At 71.2% G+C, this 22,395-nt stretch carries 13 protein-coding genes; 10 read left to right on the forward strand and 3 right to left on the reverse strand.

The window, feature by feature from the left end:
- Nucleotides 1-20 precede the first annotated feature (20 nt).
- Nucleotides 21-698, forward strand: a complete 678-nt coding sequence (locus ACIBH4_RS16635; RefSeq protein ID WP_362769143.1) for a hypothetical protein — start codon at nucleotides 21-23, stop codon at nucleotides 696-698.
- Here the strand turns inward: ACIBH4_RS16635 and ACIBH4_RS16640 are convergent.
- Nucleotides 673-2,700 carry a bis-aminopropyl spermidine synthase family protein gene (locus ACIBH4_RS16640; protein ID WP_362769146.1) on the reverse strand — a complete coding sequence of 676 codons (2,028 nt, stop codon included), beginning with the start codon at nucleotides 2,698-2,700 and terminating at the stop codon, nucleotides 673-675. The genes ACIBH4_RS16635 and ACIBH4_RS16640 overlap by 26 nt on opposite strands.
- A gap of 199 nt (nucleotides 2,701-2,899) precedes the next feature.
- Between ACIBH4_RS16640 and gltB the strand changes: the two genes are divergently transcribed.
- Both gltB and ACIBH4_RS16650 read left to right on the forward strand, forming a co-directional pair.
- The gene (gltB, locus tag ACIBH4_RS16645) at nucleotides 2,900-7,405 is read left to right on the forward strand and encodes a glutamate synthase large subunit (RefSeq protein ID WP_362506780.1); all 4,506 of its coding nucleotides are present in this window, start codon (nucleotides 2,900-2,902) and stop codon (nucleotides 7,403-7,405) included.
- Nucleotides 7,406-7,484: 79 nt separating this feature from the next.
- A complete protein-coding gene (locus tag ACIBH4_RS16650) occupies nucleotides 7,485-8,963 on the forward strand; it encodes a glutamate synthase subunit beta (protein ID WP_362506777.1) in 1,479 nt (492 codons plus the stop codon).
- Nucleotides 8,964-9,242: 279 nt separating this feature from the next.
- Here the strand turns inward: ACIBH4_RS16650 and ACIBH4_RS16655 are convergent, their stop codons facing one another.
- Nucleotides 9,243-10,454, reverse strand: a complete 1,212-nt coding sequence (locus ACIBH4_RS16655) for an RNA-guided endonuclease InsQ/TnpB family protein (RefSeq protein WP_399172293.1) — start codon at nucleotides 10,452-10,454, stop codon at nucleotides 9,243-9,245.
- 104 nt (nucleotides 10,455-10,558) lie between these two features.
- Between ACIBH4_RS16655 and ACIBH4_RS16660 the strand changes: the two genes are divergently transcribed.
- The 7 genes from ACIBH4_RS16660 (at nucleotide 10,559) to ACIBH4_RS16690 (ending at nucleotide 22,068) form a co-directional block, all read left to right on the forward strand.
- Complete coding sequence (locus tag ACIBH4_RS16660) at nucleotides 10,559-12,361, forward strand: S8 family serine peptidase (protein ID WP_362766687.1); 1,803 nt, start codon at nucleotides 10,559-10,561, stop codon at nucleotides 12,359-12,361.
- Nucleotides 12,362-12,642: 281 nt separating this feature from the next.
- Nucleotides 12,643-13,062: a hypothetical protein gene (locus ACIBH4_RS16665; protein WP_362506769.1), complete on the forward strand. Its 420-nt coding sequence runs from the start codon at nucleotides 12,643-12,645 to the stop codon at nucleotides 13,060-13,062.
- 337 nt (nucleotides 13,063-13,399) lie between these two features.
- The gene (gene pyk / locus ACIBH4_RS16670; RefSeq protein WP_362506766.1) at nucleotides 13,400-14,830 is read left to right on the forward strand and encodes a pyruvate kinase; all 1,431 of its coding nucleotides are present in this window, start codon (nucleotides 13,400-13,402) and stop codon (nucleotides 14,828-14,830) included.
- Nucleotides 14,831-15,043: 213 nt separating this feature from the next.
- Nucleotides 15,044-15,451, forward strand: coding sequence for an acyl carrier protein (locus tag ACIBH4_RS16675; protein WP_362506763.1), 408 nt, complete (start codon nucleotides 15,044-15,046; stop codon nucleotides 15,449-15,451).
- On the forward strand, nucleotides 15,448-20,079 hold the full coding sequence (locus ACIBH4_RS16680; protein ID WP_362766684.1) for an amino acid adenylation domain-containing protein: 4,632 nt from the start codon (nucleotides 15,448-15,450) through the stop codon (nucleotides 20,077-20,079). Before ACIBH4_RS16675 ends, ACIBH4_RS16680 begins: the two co-directional genes overlap by 4 nt.
- A 91-nt stretch (nucleotides 20,080-20,170) precedes the next feature.
- Nucleotides 20,171-21,052, forward strand: coding sequence for a thioesterase domain-containing protein (locus tag ACIBH4_RS16685; protein WP_362766681.1), 882 nt, complete (start codon nucleotides 20,171-20,173; stop codon nucleotides 21,050-21,052).
- Complete coding sequence (locus ACIBH4_RS16690; RefSeq protein ID WP_362766678.1) at nucleotides 21,031-22,068, forward strand: LLM class F420-dependent oxidoreductase; 1,038 nt, start codon at nucleotides 21,031-21,033, stop codon at nucleotides 22,066-22,068. The genes ACIBH4_RS16685 and ACIBH4_RS16690 overlap by 22 nt, the downstream gene beginning before the upstream one ends.
- Before the next feature lie 116 nt (nucleotides 22,069-22,184).
- Here the strand turns inward: ACIBH4_RS16690 and ACIBH4_RS16695 are convergent, their stop codons facing one another.
- On the reverse strand, nucleotides 22,185-22,382 hold the full coding sequence (locus tag ACIBH4_RS16695; RefSeq protein ID WP_362506751.1) for a DUF397 domain-containing protein: 198 nt from the start codon (nucleotides 22,380-22,382) through the stop codon (nucleotides 22,185-22,187).
- Between the last annotated feature and the right edge of the window lie 13 nt (nucleotides 22,383-22,395).

Below are 22,395 nucleotides of genomic sequence, written 5' to 3' on the forward strand. Positions count from 1 at the left end.
TCGAAGTAAGCTTTTTCCTCATGCGCAAGTGGATCATCATCGTCGTGCTGGCCGGGGTCGCCGGGGTGGGGGCCTTCCTGTGGCTGGGCGACGAGCCCGCCCCGCGTGCCGCCGTCCTGCGCGCGGAGCCGGGAACGGCCCACTACGCGCCCATCGCGACCCGCGACCTCGATCCCCAGCCGCTCACCGTCGCCGAGATGTTCCCCGCCCCCTCGGTGTCGGCGGGCACGACCAAGCTCGCGCTCAAGGCCACCGAGACCCTCGCCGACTGCGCGGAGGCGGTCTGGGGGAGCGCGCAGGACGCGCTCGGCGGGTGCACGCAGGTGCTGCGCGCCCGCTACGAGACCGAGGACGGCACGGTCTCCGGCCAGTTCCTGATTTTCAACCTCGCCGACTCCGCCGCCGCCGACAGGCTCGTGGCCGCCCTCAAGGGCGACGGCTTCGTCAGGCCCGCTCCCGACACGCCCGACGGCTTCGACGGCTCGCGCAGCTGGGCCCAGGTCCGCGGCCTCGGGCACTACGTCACGGTGAGCTGGGTCGCCCCCGTCGTCCGAGGGAGCGCCGCCCGGGCGAGCGTGGGGGAGAGCGGCGGGGGCGGCGGGGGCGGCGGGGGCGGCGGGGGCAGGGTGGATCTCACCTATCCGCAGGTCGCGATGGACGGCCTCGGCCTGGTCATCCAGCGTCGGCTGGTGCGCTGAGGGAGCTCTCCACCGCGGCCCTGAGCTCCAGCAGCCGGTGGGCGGGCAGTTCGAGGACGGTGACGTCGCCCGCCCACGGGGCCACGGCGGCGACGATCGCCCTCGCCTGCCTCTTCGTCAGGTCGCCCCTGACCTTGATCAGGGCCTCGCGCCAGGTGTTGGCGAGCCTGCCGTGCGCGTTGTCCAGGACGCGGCGCAGGATCCGGGCCGCGTCGTTCACGTCGTCCGCGTTCGTGGCGCCTCCGCTGTCTCCGGCGGGCGGCGCCACCCGTACGGCGCGCACGTAAGCTCCCTCGGCGGTGAGGTCGTAGACGGGGGCGAGAAGGTCACGGGGGAGGTCCTTCGGAGCCGCCGCCAGCGTGACCTGGACCTCCCTGGCGCGGGTGGCCAGCAGCAGCCGGGGCAGCGCTGCCTCCAGACCGGCGGGTATGGAGATCGCCACCCTGGCCGGGTCACTGGCGTAGGGCTTGGCCAGCCAGGTCGTCAGGCGCGCCCTGGGAGCCTTGGGCAGCACGTCGCGGGGCCACTCGCCCACCAGCACCTCCGGGACGAACCCCTCGCCGAAACCGGCGGCCGGGACGGCGGGGGAACTCGCCGACTCCACGGACTGGGGCCCCTGCGTGTAGATGGCGGTGCCGGACGTCTCGGTGCGGGCGGCCGCGGCGGGCCAGGTCTTCGTGGTGGGGCGCAGGACGTACAGGTCGGCGGCCGAGCCGATGGCCTCGGCGCCGAAGTAGCGGTTGAAGTCGGGGTAGATCGCCTCGTTGACGAGGTTGAGCTGCGACAGGGCCTGCTGAACCTTGAGGGCGAGCGCGGGGGTGCGCTCGCTGGCGCCGTACGCCAGCATGATCCGGCCCTGCTCGCGGTCGCGCAGCCCCTCCGCGCAACGGGCGACGAACAGCCCGACGCCCTCGGGGGTGTAGGGAGGGTCGGTGATCGCCAGGTCGGCCCAGGACCGCGCGGAGGCGGGCAGGCCCAGACGCAGGTCGGCCCAGCGGGTCCGTACGGCCAGACCGAGCCGGTCGGCCTCACCGGCGATGTAGGCGAGGATGCGCTCGTCGACGTCGACGACGGTCACCTCGACGCCCGGATGCAGTATCGCGGTGGCCAGCGAGGTCAGATCGTGGTCGCCCACGCACAGCAGCCGGGCGCCGTCCAGCCAGAACCGGGCGTCCAGCAGCAGCGCCCGCCTGACCACGGTCTCGCCGGTCGCGGCGACGTGGTCCAGCGTGTGGCGGCCCCGGGGAGCCTTGGCGATCAACTCGTCCATGCGCGCGACCAGGTCGGCGCGGTCGGGGAGCAGGTGGGCCACCGGGTCCGCCGGCGCGAGGGTGCTCGCTCGCGGCCCGGTCGGTGCGGGACCGCCCGCTCGTGGTGCGGCCGGCGTGACGTTGCTTACTCGCGGCCCGGCCGCTGAGAGGCCGTCCGCTCCCGATTCGGCCGATGCGGGGGCGTCCGCTCCCGATCCGGCCGAGGTGGGGCCGCTCGCCCGCGGTCCGTCCTGTGCGGGGGCGCCCTCCTCCCGTGCCGGGGCCGACCAGGCGGGAGGGGCCGGGAGCCTGAAGCGGTCGCCCGATCGCTCCAGTTCGCCGTCCACCTCGCGCAGCAGCGCCTCGATGGTCCGCCGCGACGTCGCGGTCTCCCTGACCAGATCGGCGAGTGTCCACCAGCGACCGCCGCCCAGGGCGGTCAGCGCGTTCCGCAGCCGCCTGCCGTCGACACCCGCCCGTGCGACGAAAGCCTCGACTCCACCGCCGTTCTCGTCCTCGGCCTCTTCTTCGGTGCCGGCTCCACGCCCGGCCCCGGCCCCGGTTCCGGCCCCGGCTCCCGTCCGGGATCCACGCCCGGCCCCGCTCTCGGTTCCGGCTCCCGTCCCGGCCACCGTTCGGTCGCCGGTCCCGGCGGAGGCGCCGGGGGTGCCGGAAACGCCGGAGACATCTGAAGTGCCGCTGCCTGTCAGACCGGTGGAGGCGCCCAGGCCGGTGGGATCGGTCGGTTCCATTGGGCCACCCTAGGGCCAGGACCTGGAATGTTGTGCCATCGCGGCGTGTTTAATGAACCGGGCGAACCTGCACTAATTCGGCAGGATCTCACCGGGTAGGCAGGTATCCGGCAGGGTACGGTAATCTCTACCCACCACGCAGCAGGGCCAACGTCGTCCCTTGCTTGTTCGAGAGAAGCAAGACGACGGGAGGGATTCAATGCCTGCTGCCCACCTCGGCTTTCCCGAGCCTCAGGGCCTGTACCACCCCTCGCACGAGCACGACGCCTGTGGTGTCGCCATGGTCGCGGACGTTGCCGGTCGCCGTAGCCACGGCATCGTCGCGAAGGCCTTGACCGCGCTGTGCAACCTTGATCACCGGGGGGCCCAGGGTAGCGAACCGGACACCGGCGACGGGGCCGGGATCCTGACGCAGATCCCCGACGTCTTCTTCCGCGTGGTGGCGGACTTCCCCCTGCCCACGGCCGGCTCCTACGCCGCCGGTATGGCCTTCCTGCCCGCCGAGGAGCGGGCCCGTGAGGCCGCCGTGCGGCTGATCGAGGAGATCGCCGCGGAGGAGGGCCTCACGGTCCTCGGCTGGCGCGACGTTCCCACCACCCCCGACCTTCCCGGGCCGAGCGCCCGCGCGGTGATGCCGTTCTTCGGCCAGCTGTTCGTGGCGTCCCCCGACGGTGAGAGCGGTCTTGAGCTGGACCGGCTCGCCTTCTGCCTGCGCAAGCGGGCCGAGCACGAGGCGAAGGTCTACTTCCCCTCGCTGAGCTCCCGGACGATCGTCTACAAGGGCATGCTCACCCCGCTGCAGGTCGAGCAGTTCTTCCCCGACCTGAGCGACGAGCGCTACGAGACCGCGATCGCGCTGGTCCACTCGCGCTTCTCCACCAACACCTTCCCCTCCTGGCCGCTCGCGCACCCGTACCGCTACGTCGCCCACAACGGCGAGATCAACACGGTCAAGGGCAACCGCAACTGGATGCGCGCCCGCGAGGCCATGCTGGAGACGGCGAACCTGCCGGGCGACCTGTCGCGGCTCTTCCCGATCTGTGACCCGGCCGGTTCCGACACCGCCTCCTTCGACGAGACGCTGGAGCTCATCCACCTCGCCGGACGCAGCCTGCCGCACGCGGTGCTGATGATGATCCCCGAGGCGTGGGAGAGCCACACCGAGATGGACCCCGCGCGGCGGGCGTTCTACGAGTTCCACTCCACGATGATGGAGGCCTGGGACGGCCCGGCCTCGATCACCTTCTCCGACGGAACCCTGGTCGGCGCGGTGCTCGACCGCAACGGCCTGCGCCCCGGACGGTTCTGGGTCACCGCGGACGGCCTGGTCGTGCTCGCCTCCGAGGCGGGCGTGCTGGACATCGCCCCCGAGGACGTGGTCCGCAAGGGCCGTCTGCAGCCCGGCAAGATGTTCCTGGTCGACACCGCGCTCGGCAAGATCATCGAAGACGACGAGATCAAGGCCGAGCTGGCGGCGGAGCTGCCGTACGCCGACTGGCTGCACGCCGGTCTGGTCCGCTTCGAGGAGCTGCCCGCCCGCTCGCCCGAGGGCCTGTCGCACGAGACGCTGATCAAGCGGCAGCAGACCTTCGGCTACACCGAGGAGGAGCTGCGGATCATCCTGGGGCCGATGGCGAGGACGGGCATCGAGCCGATCGGCTCGATGGGCACCGACACCCCGGTCGCCGTTCTCAGCGAGAAGCCCCGGCTGCTGTTCGACTACTTCAGCCAGCTGTTCGCGCAGGTCACCAACCCGCCGCTGGACGCGATCCGCGAGGAGCTCGTCACCTCCCTGGCCAGCACCATCGGCCCCGAGGGCAACCTGCTCGACCCGGGTCCCGCCTCCTGCCGCCAGCTCGTGCTGCCCTACCCGGTGCTCGACAACGACGAGCTCGCGAAGATCATCCACATCAACGACGAGGGCGCGCTGCCGGGCTTCCACCCGCACGTGGTCTCCGGCCTGTACGAGGTCGCGGGTGGCGGCGAGGCACTGCTGCGCCGCATCGAGGAGATCCGCGCCGAGGTCTCCTCGGCGATCGAGGGCGGGGCGCGGATCATCGTGCTGTCCGACCGCGGCTCCTCCGACGTCCTGGCGCCGATCCCCTCGCTGCTGCTCACCGGTGCCGTCCACCACCACCTGATCGCCGAGAAGACCCGTACCAAGATCGGTCTGGTCATCGAGACCGGCGAGGCGCGCGAGGCGCACCACATGGCGCTGCTCGTCGGCTACGGGGCGGGCGCGGTCAACCCGTACCTCGCCATCGAGACCGTCGAGGACATGGTCGACTCCGGCGTCCTGAAGATCGACAGGCACAAGGCCGTACGCAACCTCATCAAGGCGTACGGCAAGGGCGTGCTGAAGGTCATGTCCAAGATGGGGGTCTCCACGGTCGCCTCCTACACCGGGGCGCAGATCTTCGAGGCGCTCGGGCTGAGCCAGGAGGTCGTGGACGTCTGCTTCACCGGGACCACGTCCCGCCTGGGCGGCGTCGGCTTCGACGTCCTGGCCGAGGAGGCCGCGCAGCGTCACCTGCGCGCCTACCCCCGGGCCGAGAACGCCCACCGCCGCCTCGAGGTCGGAGGCGAGTACCAGTGGCGCCGCGAGGGCGAGCCGCACCTGTTCAACCCCGAGACCGTCTTCAAGCTGCAGCACGCCACCCGCTCGCGCCGCTACGAGATCTTCAAGGAGTACACCGGTCTGGTGGACTCCCAGGCGGAGAGGCTGATGACGCTGCGCGGCATGTTCAAGCTGCGGGAGGGCGTCCGCGAGCCGGTGCCGATCGACGAGGTCGAGCCGGTCAGCGAGATCGTCAAGCGGTTCTCCACCGGCGCGATGTCGTACGGCTCCATCTCGATGGAGGCGCACGAGACGCTCGCCATCGCGATGAACCGGCTGGGCGGCAAGTCCAACACCGGTGAGGGCGGCGAGGACCCCGAGCGGCTGCACGACCCGGTGCGCCGTTCGGCCATCAAGCAGGTGGCCTCCGGCCGGTTCGGTGTGACCTCCGAGTATCTGGTCAACGCCGACGACGTGCAGATCAAGATGGCCCAGGGCGCCAAGCCCGGTGAGGGCGGTCAGCTGCCCGGCCACAAGGTCTACCCGTGGGTCGCCAAGACCCGGCACTCCACCCCGGGCGTCGGCCTCATCTCGCCGCCTCCGCACCACGACATCTACTCGATCGAGGACCTCGCCCAGCTCATCCACGACCTGAAGAACGCGAACCCGGCCGCCCGCGTGCACGTCAAGCTCGTGGCCGAGGTCGGGGTCGGAACGGTCGCGGCGGGTGTGTCCAAGGCCCACGCGGACGTCGTGCTCATCTCCGGCCACGACGGCGGCACCGGCGCCTCCCCGCTCACCTCGCTCAAGCACGCGGGCTCCCCCTGGGAGCTGGGCCTGGCCGAGACCCAGCAGACGCTGCTGCTCAACGGTCTGCGCGACCGCATCGTCGTGCAGGTGGACGGCCAGCTCAAGACCGGCCGCGACGTGATCATCGCCATGTTGCTCGGCGCCGAGGAGTTCGGCTTCGCCACCGCGCCGCTGGTCGTCTCCGGCTGCGTGATGATGCGCGTCTGCCACCTGGACACCTGTCCGGTCGGCGTGGCCACCCAGAACCCCGAGCTGCGCAAGCGGTTCACCGGCAAGCCCGAGTTCGTGGTCAACTTCTTCGAGTTCGTCGCCGAGGAGATCCGCGAGTATCTCGCCGCGCTGGGTTTCCGCAGCATCGACGAGGCCGTCGGCCACGCCGAGCTGCTGGACACCACCCCGGCCGAGAACCACTGGAAGGCCTCGGGACTGGACCTGGCGCCGATCCTGCACCAGCCGGAGCTGCCCGAGGGCGCCTCGCTGCGCCGTACCGTGGAGCAGGACCACGGGCTCGCCAGGGCGCTGGACAACACGTTGATCCAGCTCGCCGAGGGCGCGCTCAAGGGTGGTTCCAGGGTCACGCTCGACCTGCCCATCCGCAACGTCAACCGTACGGTCGGCACCATGCTCGGCCATGAGGTGACCAAGCGGTACGGCGGAGCGGGCCTGCCCGACAACACCATCGACGTGCGCTTCACCGGCTCCGCGGGCAACTCCTTCGGTGCCTTCCTGCCCAGGGGCATCACCCTGCGGCTGACCGGCGACGCCAACGACTACGTGGGCAAGGGTCTGTCCGGCGGCAGGGTCTCGGTCCAGCCGCACGACGCGGCCCCGCTCGACGGGCACATCATCGCCGGAAACGTCGGCCTGTACGGCGCGACCTCCGGCGAGGCCTTCATCCGCGGCGTCGTGGGGGAGCGGTTCTGCGTCCGCAACTCCGGCGCCACCGCGGTGGTCGAGGGTGTCGGCGACCACGGCTGCGAGTACATGACCGGCGGCAAGGTGGTCGTCCTCGGCCCGACCGGCCGCAACTTCGCGGCGGGCATGTCGGGCGGCGTCGCCTACCTGCTCGACCTCGACGCCGAACGGGTCAACCGGGAGATGGTCGAGATCGAGGAGCTGGAGGAGGCCGAGTCCGAGGCGCTGCGCGAGATCGTCGAGGCCCACCTCACCGAGACGGGCTCCACGGTGGCGAAGGCGATCCTCACCGACTGGGACCCGTCCCGCTTCAGCAAGATCATGCCGACGGACTACAAGCGGGTCCTGCTGGCCGCCGAGTCCGCCCGGCTGGAGGGCCGCGACATCGACGAGGCCGTCATGACCGCTGCGGTCCAGGGGTGACGCCGATGTTCGAGATCACTCATCCCGTTCGGTTTTTCCAGTCATTTCAGGCTTTTCAGGGATAAGGGAGGTACGACCGATGGCTGACCCCAAGGGTTTCCTCGCTCACGGACGCGAGCTGCCGGCGCGCCGCCCGGTGGACGTGCGCATCCGCGACTGGCGCGAGGTCTACGAGGACTTCCCCAAGCCCGCGCTGACCAGGCAGGCCGCGCGGTGCATGGACTGCGGCATCCCGTTCTGCCACAACGGCTGCCCGCTGGGCAACCTGATCCCCGAGTGGAACGACCTGGTCTACCGGGACGACTGGCAAGAGGCGATCGAGCGCCTGCACGCCACGAACAACTTCCCCGAGTTCACCGGACGCCTGTGCCCGGCTCCGTGTGAGGCGGCGTGTGTGCTCGGCATCAACTCCGACCCGGTCGCGATCAAGCGGGTCGAGGTCGAGATCATCGACCGCGCCTTCGACGAGGGCTGGGTCACCCCCCAGCCCGCCGCCTCGAAGACCGGCAAGCGGGTCGCGGTCGTCGGCTCGGGCCCCGCGGGCCTGGCCGCCGCCCAGCAGCTCACCAGGGCCGGGCACGACGTGGTCGTGTTCGAGCGGGCCGACCGGATCGGTGGCCTGCTCCGCTACGGCATCCCCGAGTTCAAGATGGAGAAGCGGCACATCGACCGCCGTCTCGACCAGATGCGGGCCGAGGGGACCGAGTTCCGTACCGGCGTCAACGTCGGCGTGGACATCACGGCGGAGCGGCTGCGCGAGGAGTTCGACGCGATCGTCCTGGCCGGTGGCGCGACCCAGTGGCGGGACCTGCCCGTCGCCGGGCGCGACCTGAAGGGCGTCTACCAGGCGATGGAGTACCTGCCGCCCTCCAACAAGGTCCAGGAGGGCGACTTCCCGGTCTCGCCGATCAGCGCCGAGGGCAAGCACGTCGTCGTGATCGGCGGCGGCGACACCGGTGCCGACTGCATCGGCACCGCGATCCGCCAGGGGGCCGCCTCGGTCACCCAGCTGGAGATCATGCCCCAGCCTCCGGCGGACCGTCCCGGCAGCCAGCCCTGGCCCACGTTCCCCATCCTGTTCAAGATGGAGAGCGCCCACGAGGAGCTGGCCGACGGTGACGGCGCCCGGGTCTACGCGGTCTCCACCACCGAGTTCGTCGGCGACGCCGAGGGCAACGTCAGGGCGCTGCGCCTGGTCGAGGTGGAGGGGCCCGCGGCCGGGTTCAAGCCGGTCCCCGGCTCCGAGAGGGAGATCCCGGCCGAGCTGGTCACGCTGTCGATGGGCTTCGTGGGCCCGGAGAAGAAGGGCCTGCTCGAAGAGCTCGCCGAGGTCGCCGGTGGCGAGTTCTACGACGCCAGGGGCAACGTCGCGAGGGACAAGGGCTACATGTCCTCGGTCGACGGCGTCTTCGTCGCCGGGGACATGGGCCGCGGACAGTCGCTGATCGTGTGGGCGATCGCCGAGGGCCGCTCCGCGGCCTCGGCCGCCGACCGCTACCTCACGGGCCAGACGGCCCTTCCGGTGGCGATCCCGCCGACGGCGCGGCCGCTGGTCTGAGTGGAAGCTGGCCTGACATGTCATGACCGGTCTGGGTATGTCATGGTTGATCCATGCGTACCCGGGCCGGTTCATGCATGTCAGGGCCGGTTCATGTGCTCCATCGCTGGTTTGGTCAGGCCACGGTTGGTCTTCGGCACCCCCCGACAGTTCGGCATTCCGGATGTCTTACCGACTGCTTCAGGGAAAAATGCGCAGAGCGGGGTTTCGAATTGCTTTGGCGTACATATGCCTGAAAGATAAATTTTCTTGATCGGGTCAGGTGCGGAGGATCGTTGACTACTCCCCGCCCTGAAGGACGGGGATTCCAGCCCTCGCGGGCCGGGGTTCCTGTTTCGTCGGCGACCGCACCCGGGAGGACCCGGAATGTCTGACGTCACCTCCGCAGGCAGACACGGCAAGACCTGCCGCCAGGATGTTCTTCGCGGCGTTGACGTCCCGGTCGTGCCGGGTGCCGCAGGACGGGCACTGCCACGTCCGGGTGCCGAGGGAAAGTCGGGCGAGCAGGTGCCCGCACGCCGAACAGGTCTTCGAGCTGGGATACCAGCGGTCGATCACGATCAGGTGGCGGCCGTGTTCGGCCGTCTTGTACTCCAGCATGCGGCGGAAGGTGCCCCACCCGCAGTCGGAGATCGCTTTGGCCAGGGACCGGTTGCGGACCATGTTCTTCACGGCGAGGTCTTCGATCACGATCACGTCGTGGTCGCGGACGAGGCGCGCCGAGGTGCGGTGCAGGAAGTCGGTGCGGGAGGCGCGGACCTTGCGGTGCGCGCGGGCGACCTTCGCCTTGGCCTTGGCCCGGTTGGCGCTGCCGCGCTGTTTGCGGGCCATGCGCCGCTGGTAGCGGGCCAGGTTGCGTTCCCGTTTGGCCAGGTGACGCGGATTGGCGATCTTCTCGCCGTCGGAGGTGACGGCGAAGTCTTTTACGCCGACGTCCACTCCCACCGCCGTGCCGGTCGCCGGAGCCTGCTTCGGATCGTTGACCTCGACGGCGAAGGAGGCGTACCAGCGCCCGCACGCCTCGCGCGACACGGTGACCGTGGTCGGGTCGATGCTCGCCGGGTCGATGTCCGGCCAGGACCACACGACGTCGAGCGGGGTGTCCAGCTTCGCCAGGAACAATCGCCCATCGCGGTAGCGGAAGGCAGAGCGGGTGTACTCGGCGCTCTGGCGTGCGGTGCGGGACTTGTAGCGCGGGTATCGGGCGCGTCCGGCGAAGAAGCTGGTGAAGGCGACCTGCTGGTGGCGGATGGCCTGCTGCAGCGGAACCGACGACACCTCGTTCAGCCACGCCAGCTCGTCGGTCGCCTTCATCGCCGTCAGGTAGGCGTTGGCCTGGATGAAGTTCGTCGTGGCCCGCTCGCTGCGGTAGCGGGCGTGCCGCCAGGACAGGGTCCGGTTCCACACCACGCGTACGCAGCCGAACGTGCGGTTCAACATGGCCGCCTGTTCGGGGGTGGGGTAGGCCCGCACCTTGTACGCCGTACGCACGTCCGGACCTTATCGGAAGGCGCGGCGGGCGATGAGCGTTACGGCGCCATGTCCCGTTTCCTCCCGGCCTTGAAGGACCAAGTCTCCACACTCAAGGAGTTCAGATGAATCGCGGGACCAAAAGCCTGACGGGCGCGGCGACGGCGCTCGCCCTGGCGGCGACCCTCACGGCGGGAGCCCTGGGCGGCGAGGCCACGACGGGCGCGGGCCAGACCCGCGAGTATCTGGTCTTCTACGCGGACGGCGCCCGCGACCGGGCGATCGACGCGATCGACGCGAGCGGTGGCACCGTCCTGTCGACCGACACCAGGATCGGCTACGTCCTCGCGGACGGTCCCGGCGCGGGTTTCGTGGAAGGCCTGGCCGACAGCGACGCCGTCGAGGGAGTCTCCTCCGACCGCAGGATCGGCATCGCCGGTGCGATCCCCGCCGCACCCGCGGCCGGGGCCTCCGCGGGCGGATCCGCCTCCGAAGCCGGGACCTCCGGCACCGGGGCCACCCCCGGGACCTACAGCGCCGGGACCGCTCCCCGGACCGCCTCCAGCGTGGGGGCCCCGCTCGCCTTCCCTTCCGCCGAAGCCCTCGGGCAGGCGGGCACCCACCGCTCCGCCGACACGCCGGAGCCGCTCGCCGGGCGGCAGTGGGACATGAAGATGATCGGCGCCACCGTGGAGGGCTCCTACGCCACCGAACCCGGTGACAAGCGGGTACTGGTCGGCGTCATCGACACCGGCATCGACGGCAAGCACCCCGACATCGCCCCCAACTTCAACCACGCCCTGAGCCGCAACTTCGTGACCGACCGGCCCAAGGACCCCAACGGCAACGCCCTCGACGGCCCCTGTGAGTTCAAGAGCTGCAAGGACCCGGTGGACTGGGACGACGACGGCCACGGCACCCACGTGGCCAGCACCATCGCCTCACCGATCAACGGCCTGGGCATCGCCGGGGTGGCCCCCCAGGTATCCCTGGTGAACCTGCGCGCCGGTCAGGACTCGGGCCTGTTCTTCCTCAAGCCCAGCGTCGAGGCGCTCACCTACGCCGCCGACGCCGGGATCGACGTGGTCAACATGAGCTTCTACGTCGACCCGTGGCTGTTCAACTGCAAGGCCAACCCGGCCGACTCCAAGGCGGAGCAACTGGAGCAGCGCGGCATCATCACCGGCATGCAGCGCGCCCTCGACTACGCGCGCAAGCGCGGGGTCACCCTCATCAGCGCCATCGGCAACGGCGCCACCGACCTCGGTAAGCCGGGCAAGGACGAGAGCAGCCCCAACTACCCCAAGGACAGCGAGCGCACCCGCAAGGTCGACAACTCCTGCCTCAACGTCCCGGCCGAGTCCAAGGGCGTGATCTCGGTCACCTCGGTGGGCCCGACCGGGCGCAAGGCGTACTACTCCGACTACGGCGTCGAGCAGGCCGACCTGGCGGCCCCCGGCGGGGACGAGTTCGACGGCAGCAGCACGTACGACCCCACCAAGGGCATTCTGGCCGCCGCACCGGAGAACGCGCTCAAGGCCAAGGGACAGATCACCGCCGACGGCACGCCGAAGTCCGACTCGATCATCCGGGAGTGCGAGGGCGGCACCTGCGCCTACTACCAGTACCTCGTCGGCACCTCCATGGCCGCACCGCACGCCACCGGTGTCGCCGCCATCCTGATCAGCCGGTTCGGCAAACCCGGCAAGGGCGGCCTCACGATGCCCCCCGCGGACGTCCAGCGCCAGCTGTACTCCACGGCCACCAGGAAGGCCTGCCCCTCACCGCGCGGATACGCCTACAAGATCGGCCTCGCGTTCGTGGACGAGGTCCACAAGTGCGAGGGTCCCAAGAAGCGCAACGGCTTCTACGGCCGCGGCCTCATCAGCGCCGAGAACGCCGCCAAGGCCGAGCCGCTCGCTCCCTGACGGCTCCCGGACGGCGCGGCGCCCAAGGCGCCCTCACCCCGTCCCGGCCCCTCACCCAGGGGCCGGGACGCGGACGGCGGTCGTCTCGCGGTTCGGCGTCGGCGGAAGTGTCATCCCGGGCACAGTCCGGGGCTCGCAAAGAGACGATCAACAGACGGGTGAAGGGGACGGAAGGGGGAAGGAGAACGACTCCGGTTCCGTCCCGTCGCTCTCGTCACTGTGAGGATCATCGGCTTCCTCCTCGCGCCTGAGGGCGGGTTCTCCACGCAGAAAGGACTCACATGAGATTCCTGTCGCGTCCGCACCAGCTCCCGCCCCGGATCGCCGCCGGTTTGATCATTCTGAATTCGGGACTGACCAAGAGATCCGCGGGGGAGGAGAGCGCGAAGGGATTACACGGGATGGCCTCCGGGACCTACCCGTTCCTCAAGGACATGGACTCGGTGAAGTTCACGAGACTGCTCTCCACGGCGGAGATCACCCTCGGTACGGCCCTGCTGGTCCCCGTGGTGCCGCCACTGCTGGCGGGCGCCGCGCTGACCGCCTTCGCCGGAGGGTTGCTCGGCCTCTACCTCAAGACGCCGGGACTGCGGGAGGAAGGCAGCCTGCGCCCCTCGCAGCAGGGCATCGCCGTCGCCAAGGACGTCTGGCTGCTGGGCATCGGCGCCGGGCTGGTCGTGGAGGAGATCGTCCGCGACTGACCAGGGATTCCGCCGGCCGGCCCGGAGTTTCGGTGCTGGGCCCGAAGCCTCCGTTGCCGAGGCGCGAGCGCGGTGCCCCCTCGAAACTCCCGTGACCGACGCGGAAGCGCGGTGACCGCTCAGAAGCCCATGACCGGCCCGGTGTCCCGATGGCCGGCCAGGCTCGGGGTGCGCTCGCGGGTGCCCCTCACTCCTGTGACGGCTGACCTCAAGAGTGAGCGCGAGGGGCGATTCGTAACCTCTCGTTCATGCGAGGTGGCTTTGTGTCACCGAATTTTTCACCGGCGCTACGGCTAACGTCGCGACCAAGTGGTCTGTACCAATTAGGGTGGGATCCGTGACTCGTCGCGCGAAAATCGTCTGCACTCTCGGCCCCGCCACCTCATCTCCCGAACGCCTCCGCGAACTCATCGCGGCCGGGATGGACGTGGCCCGTTTCAACCTCAGCCACGGCAGCCACGAGCTGCACAAGGAGGTTTACGACAGGTTGAGGGAGGCGGCCGCCGAGCTTGGGCGTGGCGTAGGTCTGCTGGCCGACCTCCAAGGCCCCAAGATCCGGGTCGGTAAGTTCGAGGAAGGTCCCGTCCGCCTCGGCTTCGGTGACGTCTTCACGATCACCACCGAGGAGGTCCCCGGCGACCGTAACCAGGTTTCCACGTCCTATCTGGGGCTTCCCAAGGACGTCAGCCCCGGCGACAGCATCCTGGTCGACGACGGCCGCGTCCGGCTGGAGGTGACCCGGGTCGACGACCAGCGCGTCACGACCCGCGTGATCATCGGCGGCATGATCTCCGACAACAAGGGCCTCAACCTCCCGGGCGTCAACGTCAGCGCCCCCGTCCTGACCGACAAGGACGAGACCGACCTGCGCTGGGCCCTGCGCACCGGCTTCGACCTGGTCGCCCTCTCCTTCGTCAGGCGTCCCTCCGACGCCGACGTGGTGCGCAACATCATGGAGCAGGAGGGCATCCGCCTCCCGCTGCTCGCCAAGATCGAGAAGCCGCAGGCCGTGGAGCGGCTCCCGGAGATCATCGAGGCCTTCGACGGCATCATGGTCGCCCGTGGCGACCTCGGTGTCGAGCTGCCGCTGGAGGAGGTGCCCATCGTCCAGAAGCGCGCCATCGAGCTCTGCCGCGAGAAGGCCCGCCCGGTCATCGTCGCCACCCAGATGCTGGAATCGATGATCACCTCTCCGCGTCCCACCCGCGCCGAGGCCTCCGACGTCGCCTACGCCGTCATGGACGGCGCCGACGCGGTCATGCTCTCCGGGGAGACCTCGGTCGGCAACTACCCCATCGAGGTCGTCGAGACGATGAGCCGCATCGCCACGACCGCGGAGAAGAGCTCCCTGCAGGCCACGCACAGCCTCGACCGGCTGCCCGAGACCACCGGTGGCGCGATCGCCCGTGCCGCGGCGGAGGTCGGGGCGATCGTCGGCGCCAAGGCGCTGGTGGCGTTCACCATGTCCGGTGAGACGGCCCGCCGTCTGGCCCGCTACCGCTCGCCGATCCCGCTGCTCGCGTTCACCTCCGCCCGCCACGTCCGCAACCAGCTCGCGCTGACCTGGGGCGTGGAGACCTTCGAGGTGCCGTTCGTCCACCACACCGACGACATGGTCCGTCAGGTGGAGGCCTCGCTGCTCGCCAACTCCCGCCTGGAGAAGGGCGACAAGGTCGTCATCGTCGCCGGTTCGCCTCCCGGCACCGCCGGCTCCACCAACGCCCTGCGCGTGCACACCATCGGGGCGGCGGTCTCCAACCCCACCTGATCCCCACCCGATCCTCCCTGATCCGCGGAAACGCGTACGGCCACCGCTCCGGCGGTGGCCGTACGCGTTTCCGGGGTCTTCCACGCGTCCGGCGATCCAAAAAGCCGAAAAATACGCTCTTGTCGTGTCCGAATAGGTGTCAGAAGATCGGTGCATGGCATGCCCGAAAAGGGTTCGCCTGGTGAACCAGACAAATTTAACGAAAGGCGCCGGATGATCCAGGGCAGTCGGCCGGTGGGAGCGGAGCGGCAACGCGAGGAGGACGAGGGGCGGCCTCCAGGCCAACCGGGTCGCCCGGGGCAGCGGGTGTCGGCCGCCGACACGGTCGCGGGGATGATCGAGGCCCGCCTGGGCCGGACGGTCGACCCCGACGAGAACTTCTTCGAAGCCGGGCTCAACTCGATGGCGCTGGTCGAGCTGCACGCGGACATCACCGGGGCGCTCGGTATCGAGATCCCGGTCACCGCGATGTTCGCCCGGCCGAACGTGCGGGCTCTGAGTCGCCTCGTCGCGGGCGCGCAGGAACCCGTCAGGAGCGAACCCGCGCGCCCGCGCCCCACGGGGGGCAGCCGCAGGGACGTGCGCGCCCGTATCCGCAGGGACGGCGGGGCGTCTCGGTGACGAGGACCGCGCCGATCGCGGTGATCGGTATGGGCCCGCGTGCCCCGCTCTCTTCCGGTCCCGTCCCGATCGAGGTCGTCGAGGCCACGATGGAGAACGCCGGACACGACCCCGCGCGCCCACCGGGCGCGCTCGCCGTCCACGACACGGCCGAGGCCGCCTGCCTCGCCCTCGCCCTGGGAATCTGCGACCTCGCGATCACCGTCTCGGGGCCGAGTCTCGGCGCCGTCGCGGAGCGGGGAACCGCGATCGCGCTCAGGCGCCTGGACGACGCCCTCCTCGACGGCGACCTCGTACGCGTCGTGATCGAGACGACGACCGGCTCGGCTGCCGACACGGTCACCGACGCGGCGACCGTGTCGGTGACCGCCCTGGTCGCCGGCACAGCGACCGGCCCGATGACCGCTTCCCGGTCCGGCACCGGTCCCGCCCGCAGCGGGCCCGGTGGCCGGTCGCCGACAGGCGGCCCGCCCGCGCGTCCGTGTGATTCGCTGACGGTGAAGGACGGCTTCCCGCCGGTCCACCTCCCCGCGGACGGTCGGCCCCGCGTCGTCGCCTGGTCGGGACGGCACCGACAGGAGGCCGACGCCGTACGGGAAGGCCTGGCGGGATTCTTCGCCACCCTCGCCCCCGACCGGTTCGCCGACGCCGTGGCCGTCCTCCAGCGGGGTCGCACCCCGCATCCCGTACGGGGCGCGATCGTCGCCACCACCCCCGCCGAGGCGTCCGCCGCTCTCGCCGCCGCGCGGAGGGCCTCGGCCGAGGAAACGGCCGGGCATGAGCCGCCTTCCCGCGATGCGGCCTGGGCGGGGGTGAGGTTCGTCTTCCCCGCCGGCGGCGCCGGTCGGCTGGGGGCCTCGCTGTACGGAATCGAGCGGTTGTTCAGCGAGACGATGGACGTCTGCCTGGAGGCTTTCGAACGGCACGGCGTCGACCTCTGCGACGCCTGGCTCGCCGGGGAGCGCGACGACGACCCGGTGACGTTCGCGGTGACCTACTCCCTGGCGGCCACCCTGACCGGCTGGGGTGTCACCCCCGGAGGGTGTACGGGGGAGGGGGTGGGAGAACTCACCGCCGCCGCCTTCTCGGGAACGCTCGAACTGGACGAGGCGATCGCCCGGGTGGCCGCCTCCGGCGCGGCGCCCGAGCAGGAGTCGGGACGTGCCTTCCACGAAGTGGAGGCCCGTCCTGAGCCGGTCGCGGGGCCGGAGCCCTCGTCCGAGCCGGCAGCAGGGCCGAAGGCCGGCGGTGCGCGAGGCGCGCCGTCCCTCCTGGTCGGTACGGCGGGGACGGCAGGGAGGCCGCCGGGCGAGGGGACGATCCACTGTGGGGACGACCGCCGGGGTCTGCTCACGGCGCTCGCCCGGCTGTGGACCCTCGGCTGTCCGGTGGACTGGGTCGCGCTCGACCCCGACCACCCCCTGCAGCGACTGCCCGTCCCCGGAGGGCACCGCCCCGCCGAGGTGACACCCGTTCCCGTACCGGCTCCCGAGGCGCGGGAACGCGAGAGCGCGTCGCGGGTCCCCGAGGGCCTGCCGGAGCCAGCGGAGCCACTGCGCAGGCCCGAGGCGGTCCCGTACTCGTTCTGGGTGCTGGAGCAACTCGCCGGGTCGAGCGGGGTGTCCAACCTGGCGGTGGCGTTCAGGACCCGGCAGCCGCTGCGCAGGCTCCCGCTGCAGATCGCGGTGAACCGGCTGCTCAAGCGGCACCCGGCGCTGCGCCTGCGGTTTCCCGAGGTGGACGGCGCACCCGTGCGGCATCTCACCGCCCCGAAGGACGCGCAGATCAAGCTGGTGAACGGCGAGACCACGCGGGAGACGCTCGTCGCCGACCTCCAGGGTTTCCTGGACGAACCCTTCGACCTGGGCCGCGACCTGCTCTTTCGGGCCGGGCACTTCACGCTGCCCGACGGCGGCGGGAGCGTGGTCTGCCTGGTCGCGCACCACATCGTCATCGACGCGACCTCGATGCAGTTCCTCGTCGAGGAACTGGGCGGTTTCTACGACGCGCAGACGAGCCAGGAACCGCTCCCCGCCGCGCTCGCGGGCACCGCGCCCATGCTGGAGCCGAAAGCGGCGTCCCGGGAGTCGCTGGACTACTGGCTCGACAAGCTCAGGGACGTCGACCCGGCCGCGATGGTGCTCCCCGGCAGCAGGCCGTCGCCCGCCCGGCCCACCTTCGCCGGGCACACCTGCTCCTGGGAGGTGGACGCGGACACGCGCCGGGCGCTCGACACGCTGCGGACCGGCCTGCGCACCACCGACAACATCGTGCTCGCCGCCGCTTTCATGCTCACCCTGCGCGCGCACGGCGCCGGTCCGGAACTGGTGGCCGCGATGCCGGTCACCACCAGGACGGCCACGATGCGCGGCCATGTCGGCTACGGCGTCAGCACCCTGCCGATCCGGGTGCGCGCCGATCCGGAGGAGGGTTTCGCGGCCCTGGTCAGACGGGTCGAGGACGTCTTCTTCGAGGGCGTCGAACACGCGGACGCCTCGGTGGAGGCGGTGCTGGTCGAGCGCGGGCACGGCACCGGAGACTGGAGGGTGCCGCTGTTCCGGCACATGTTCAACTACCGGCCGTGGACCGACGACCAGGTGAGCATCCTGGGCTCCGTCCCCGAGTACGTCGAGGACCTGTTCGACCGCAGCCGCCTGGACCTGCAGTGCATCGCGGTGCAGGAGCCCGGCAGGCTCACGCTCAGGGTCTGGCACAGCACGGAGGTCCACGACGAGGCCGAGATCGCCGCGTTCGTCGCGCGGATGACCGCGCTGCTGCGGCGGGCCGCCGAGGACGCGCACCGGCCCCAGAGAGAGCTGGACTCCCTCTCGGCGGACGACCGGCGACTGCTCGACCGGCTCAACGACACCGCGCGGACCTGGGAAGGACCGGCCACCCTGCTGGAGCGGATCATCACCCGCACCGGGACGGCGATCCGTGACGGCGACCGGGAGGTCACCTACGGCGAGCTGCTCGGCTGGGCGGCCTCCGTGCGGGACACCCTCGTCGCGTACGGCGCGGGCCCCGGCGACATCGTGGCGCTCGGCCTGAGCCGTTCGGCGGAGATGGTCGCCGCCGTGCTCGGCGTCTGGGCGGCCGGAGCCGCCTACCTGCCGCTGGACCCGCGCCAGCCCGAGCTGCGCCTCGCCTACCAGGTGGAGGACTGCGGTGCCCGCCTGGTCGTCGCCGACTCCGAGGCTCCCTGGGCGGGGGAGACGCCCGTGCTCCCCATGCCGCAGGCCCCCGCCTCCGGCGCCGAGGCGGATCAGGGGCCGCGAAGACCGCTGGACGCGGCCGAGGTCTCCGCGACGATCTCCGGGGAGTCGATCGCCTACGTGATCTACACCTCGGGGTCCACCGGCAGGCCCAAGGGAGTGGCCGTCACCCACGGCAACCTGGCCAACCTCGTCCTGGACTTCGCCGACCGGCTGGGGGCGGGCGCGGCCGACGCGGTGCTGTGGTCCACCACGACCTCCTTCGACATCTCGGCCCTGGAGCTGATGCTCCCGCTCACCGTCGGCGGCACCCTGGTCGTCGCCTCCGACGACGACCAGCTGCAGCCGCGCAGGTTCCTGGAACTCATCGCGGCGCGGGACGTACGCGTCGTGCAGGCCACCCCGACGGCGTGGCGGCTCATCGCCCCCGAGGCGCGCGACGAACTGGCCGGGCGCGTCGTGCTCTGCGGCGGAGAGCCCATGCCTGCCGCGCTCGCCACGGACCTGCTGGGCCTGGGCTGCCGGTTGTTCAACGTCTACGGGCCGACCGAGACGACCATCTGGTCCACCGCCGCCGAGATCCTCGGCCCCCCGGCCGACCCGGTGCCGATCGGGGTGCCGCTCGCCAACACCCGGATCTTCGTCAGGGACGCCGACGGACGCGAGGCCCCGCCAGGCGTACCCGGCGAGCTGTGCGTGGCGGGCGACGGGGTGAGCGCAGGGTACGTCAACCGTCCTGAGCTGACCGCGGAGCGGTTCGGAGAACATCCCCGCCACGGGCGCTTCTACCGGACAGGGGACATGGCCAGGCTCAGGCACGACGCGACCCTGGAACTGCTTGGCCGTGACGACCGCCAGATCAAGCTGCGCGGACACCGCATCGAGCTGGGCGAGATCGAGGCGGTGCTGCACCACCACGACGCCGTCAAGGTCGCGGCCGTCATCGTCCACGACGACCGGCTGGTGGCGTTCGTGCAGCCCACGGACCCTCCCGACGGGGAGACCGAGGCCGCGCTGCGGGAGGAGCTGTGGAGGTACGCGGGGACGCGGCTGCCGGACTACGCGGTCCCCTCGGGGATCGTCCTGGCCGGGGAGTTCCCGACGACCGCCAACGGCAAGATCGACTATCGGGGGCTCACCGTCCCCGAGGACGCCTCCCCGTCCGTCCCCCGTGCCCCGGCGAGCTCGGAACTCGCCGAGGGGGTGCTGCGGCTCTGGCGGGAGGCACTGCGCCGCCCGGGACTCGGTGAGCACGACAACTTCTTCCTCAACGGGGGGCACTCGGTGCTCGCCGTACGGCTGATCGCCCCGCTGGAGGAGCTCGCGGGCCGGGCGGTCAACGTTCGCGCGGTATTCGACCATCCCACCCCGGCCGAGCTGGCCGCGTTCATCCAGGAAGGGGCGGGCTCGTGACCTCCGTTCCCGTCGTACGACTCCCGGCCTCTTCCGCGGGGCCGGGCTCCCCGGAACCCGCGCCCGACGTCTCCACGCCGGAAGGAACGCGATGACCGCGCCGTGGTTCGTGCCGGTGGGGGAGCGGCAGGGAGGGCGGATCCGCCTGTACACCTTCCCCAACGCGGGCAGCGGTCCCGCCTCGCTCACCGACCTGGCCGGGCGGTTCCCCGACGAGGTCGACGTGTGGTCGGTGAACCTCCCCGGCCGCCAGGCCAGGCTGGCGGAGCCGCCCGTCGAGGACCTGGACGCGCTGGTCGACGTCCTGGCCCGAGACCTGCTGGCGAACGCCCGCGAGCCGTACGCGCTGTTCGGCTACTGCAGCGGCGCGCTGCTGGCCTACCTGGTCTGCCGCCGCCTGACCGAACTCGCCCCGGCCTCCGGACCGGCCGGGACCGGACTCCCGGCGTCTTTCGAGTCGGCTCCCTCGCCGGAGTCGTCCGGGCCCATCGGAGGCCCGTCACCGGAGCGCGCCGGAGCCGGTCGTTCACCCGAGTCCGGAGGGTGGTGGCCGGAACGGCTGCTCGTGGGGTCCTTCGCCGCGCCGGACGTCACGCTCCTGCTGCGCAGGCTGCCCTCCCTGCCGTCGTGGCTGTTCTGGGACCAGCTGATCGAGCTGGGCGGGGTTCCGGCGGAGGTGGCCGAGCGCGAGGTGCTCAGGCCGATCCTCGAACCCGCACTCCGCGCCGACTTCGGGATGCTCGCCCGATACCGGCACCGGCAGGGGCCGCCGCTGCCGGTACCCGTCACCGTCCTGTACGGCAGCCGAGACGGCTCCATGTCGCGCGGCGGGCTGCTCGGCTGGCGCAGGCAGAGCGTCTTTCGGCCGTCGATGCGCGAGCTCGACGCCTCACACTGGCTGGCCGAGGAGACCCCCGACCTGCTCGCCACCGTCATCGCAGAGGAGATCGGATGCGTCTCGGTTACAGCATGAGCTACTGGGGTGGTGCCGGGCTCGGCCCCGCCGACCACCTCACCCTGGTCCGCGAGGCCGAGAGGCTGGGCTACGAGTCGGTGTGGGCCGCCGAGACCTACGGCACCGATCCGGCGAGCCTGATGGCGTGGATCGCGGGCCGGACCGAACGGATCGCGCTGGGCACCGGCGTGCTGCAGATGTCGGGCCGCAAGCCCACGGTGGCGGCGATGACGGCCGCCACCGTCGACCAGATCTCCGGCGGCCGGGCCCGGCTGGGCGTGGGCGTGTCGGGGCCGCAGGTCGTGGAGGGCTGGCACGGGGAGCGTTTCGACCGGCCGGTGGCCCGCGCCCGCGACTACCTGTCGGTGCTGCGTCTCGCCCTGGCCGGACGCCCGGTGAGCTACTCGGGCGAGACCGTGACGCTGCCGCTCCCCGGTGGGCAGGGCAAGGAGCTCTCCCTGGGCGTCTCCCCGGTCCAGAAGCACCTTCCCGTCTATCTCGGCGCGATGGGCCCGCAGACGACCGCGCTCGCCGGGGAGCTGGCCGACGGCTGGCTCGCGATCCACTTCCCGCCCGAGCACCTGGCCGAGCGCACGGCCCAGCTGCGCGCGGGCGCGGCGCGGGCGGGCCGCACTCTGGACGGCTTCGACGTCGCCCCGATGATCCTCACCCTCGTCGACGAGGACGAGGAACTCGCCTTCGACATGATGCGGCCCATGCTCGCCCTCTATCTGGGCGGCATGGGCTCGCGCCGTACCAACTTCTACAACCGTCTGGCCCGCTCCCTCGGCTTCGAGAAGGAGGCCGAGGCGGTCCAGGAGGCGTTCCTGGGCGGGCGTCAGGGCGAGGCGATGTCGCTGCTCCCCGACGGCCTGGTCGACGCGATGACGATGTGCGGGCCGCCCGGCAAGCTCCGCGAACGGGTCGCCGCCTACCGCGAGGCGGGCGCCACCTCCCTCGTCGTCGGCCTGGTCACCCCGACCCTCCGCCTCCGCCTGGAACAACTGGAACTCGTCGCCGACCTGGTCACCTGACGGTCTCTGTTGGGATCGTGCGGCCCATGGCCCGTACGATCCCAACACTGGGTGCCCGAAACTCACCGGCAGCCGAGGCGAGCGGCCGTCTCCGGTCCGGCTCCGGTTTCGGGGAGTTACGCGTCGTTCTTCAGCCGCTTGACGAAGGCCGACCAGGTGTCACGGGTGAAGACGAGCTTGGGGCCGCCGGGGTTCTTGGAGTCGCGGACGGCCACGACGTCGCCCAGGTCCGCGACCTCCACGCAGTCGCCGTTGGCTCCGCTGAGCGAACTCTTGCGCCACGCTGCGGTGGTCAGGTCTACCGGATTGGACATCGCGCGCCCCTTC

Origin of the sequence: Streptosporangium sp. NPDC050284, from assembly GCF_044459525.1 — a bacterium.
Classification (GTDB): Bacteria; Actinomycetota; Actinomycetes; order Streptosporangiales; family Streptosporangiaceae; genus Streptosporangium.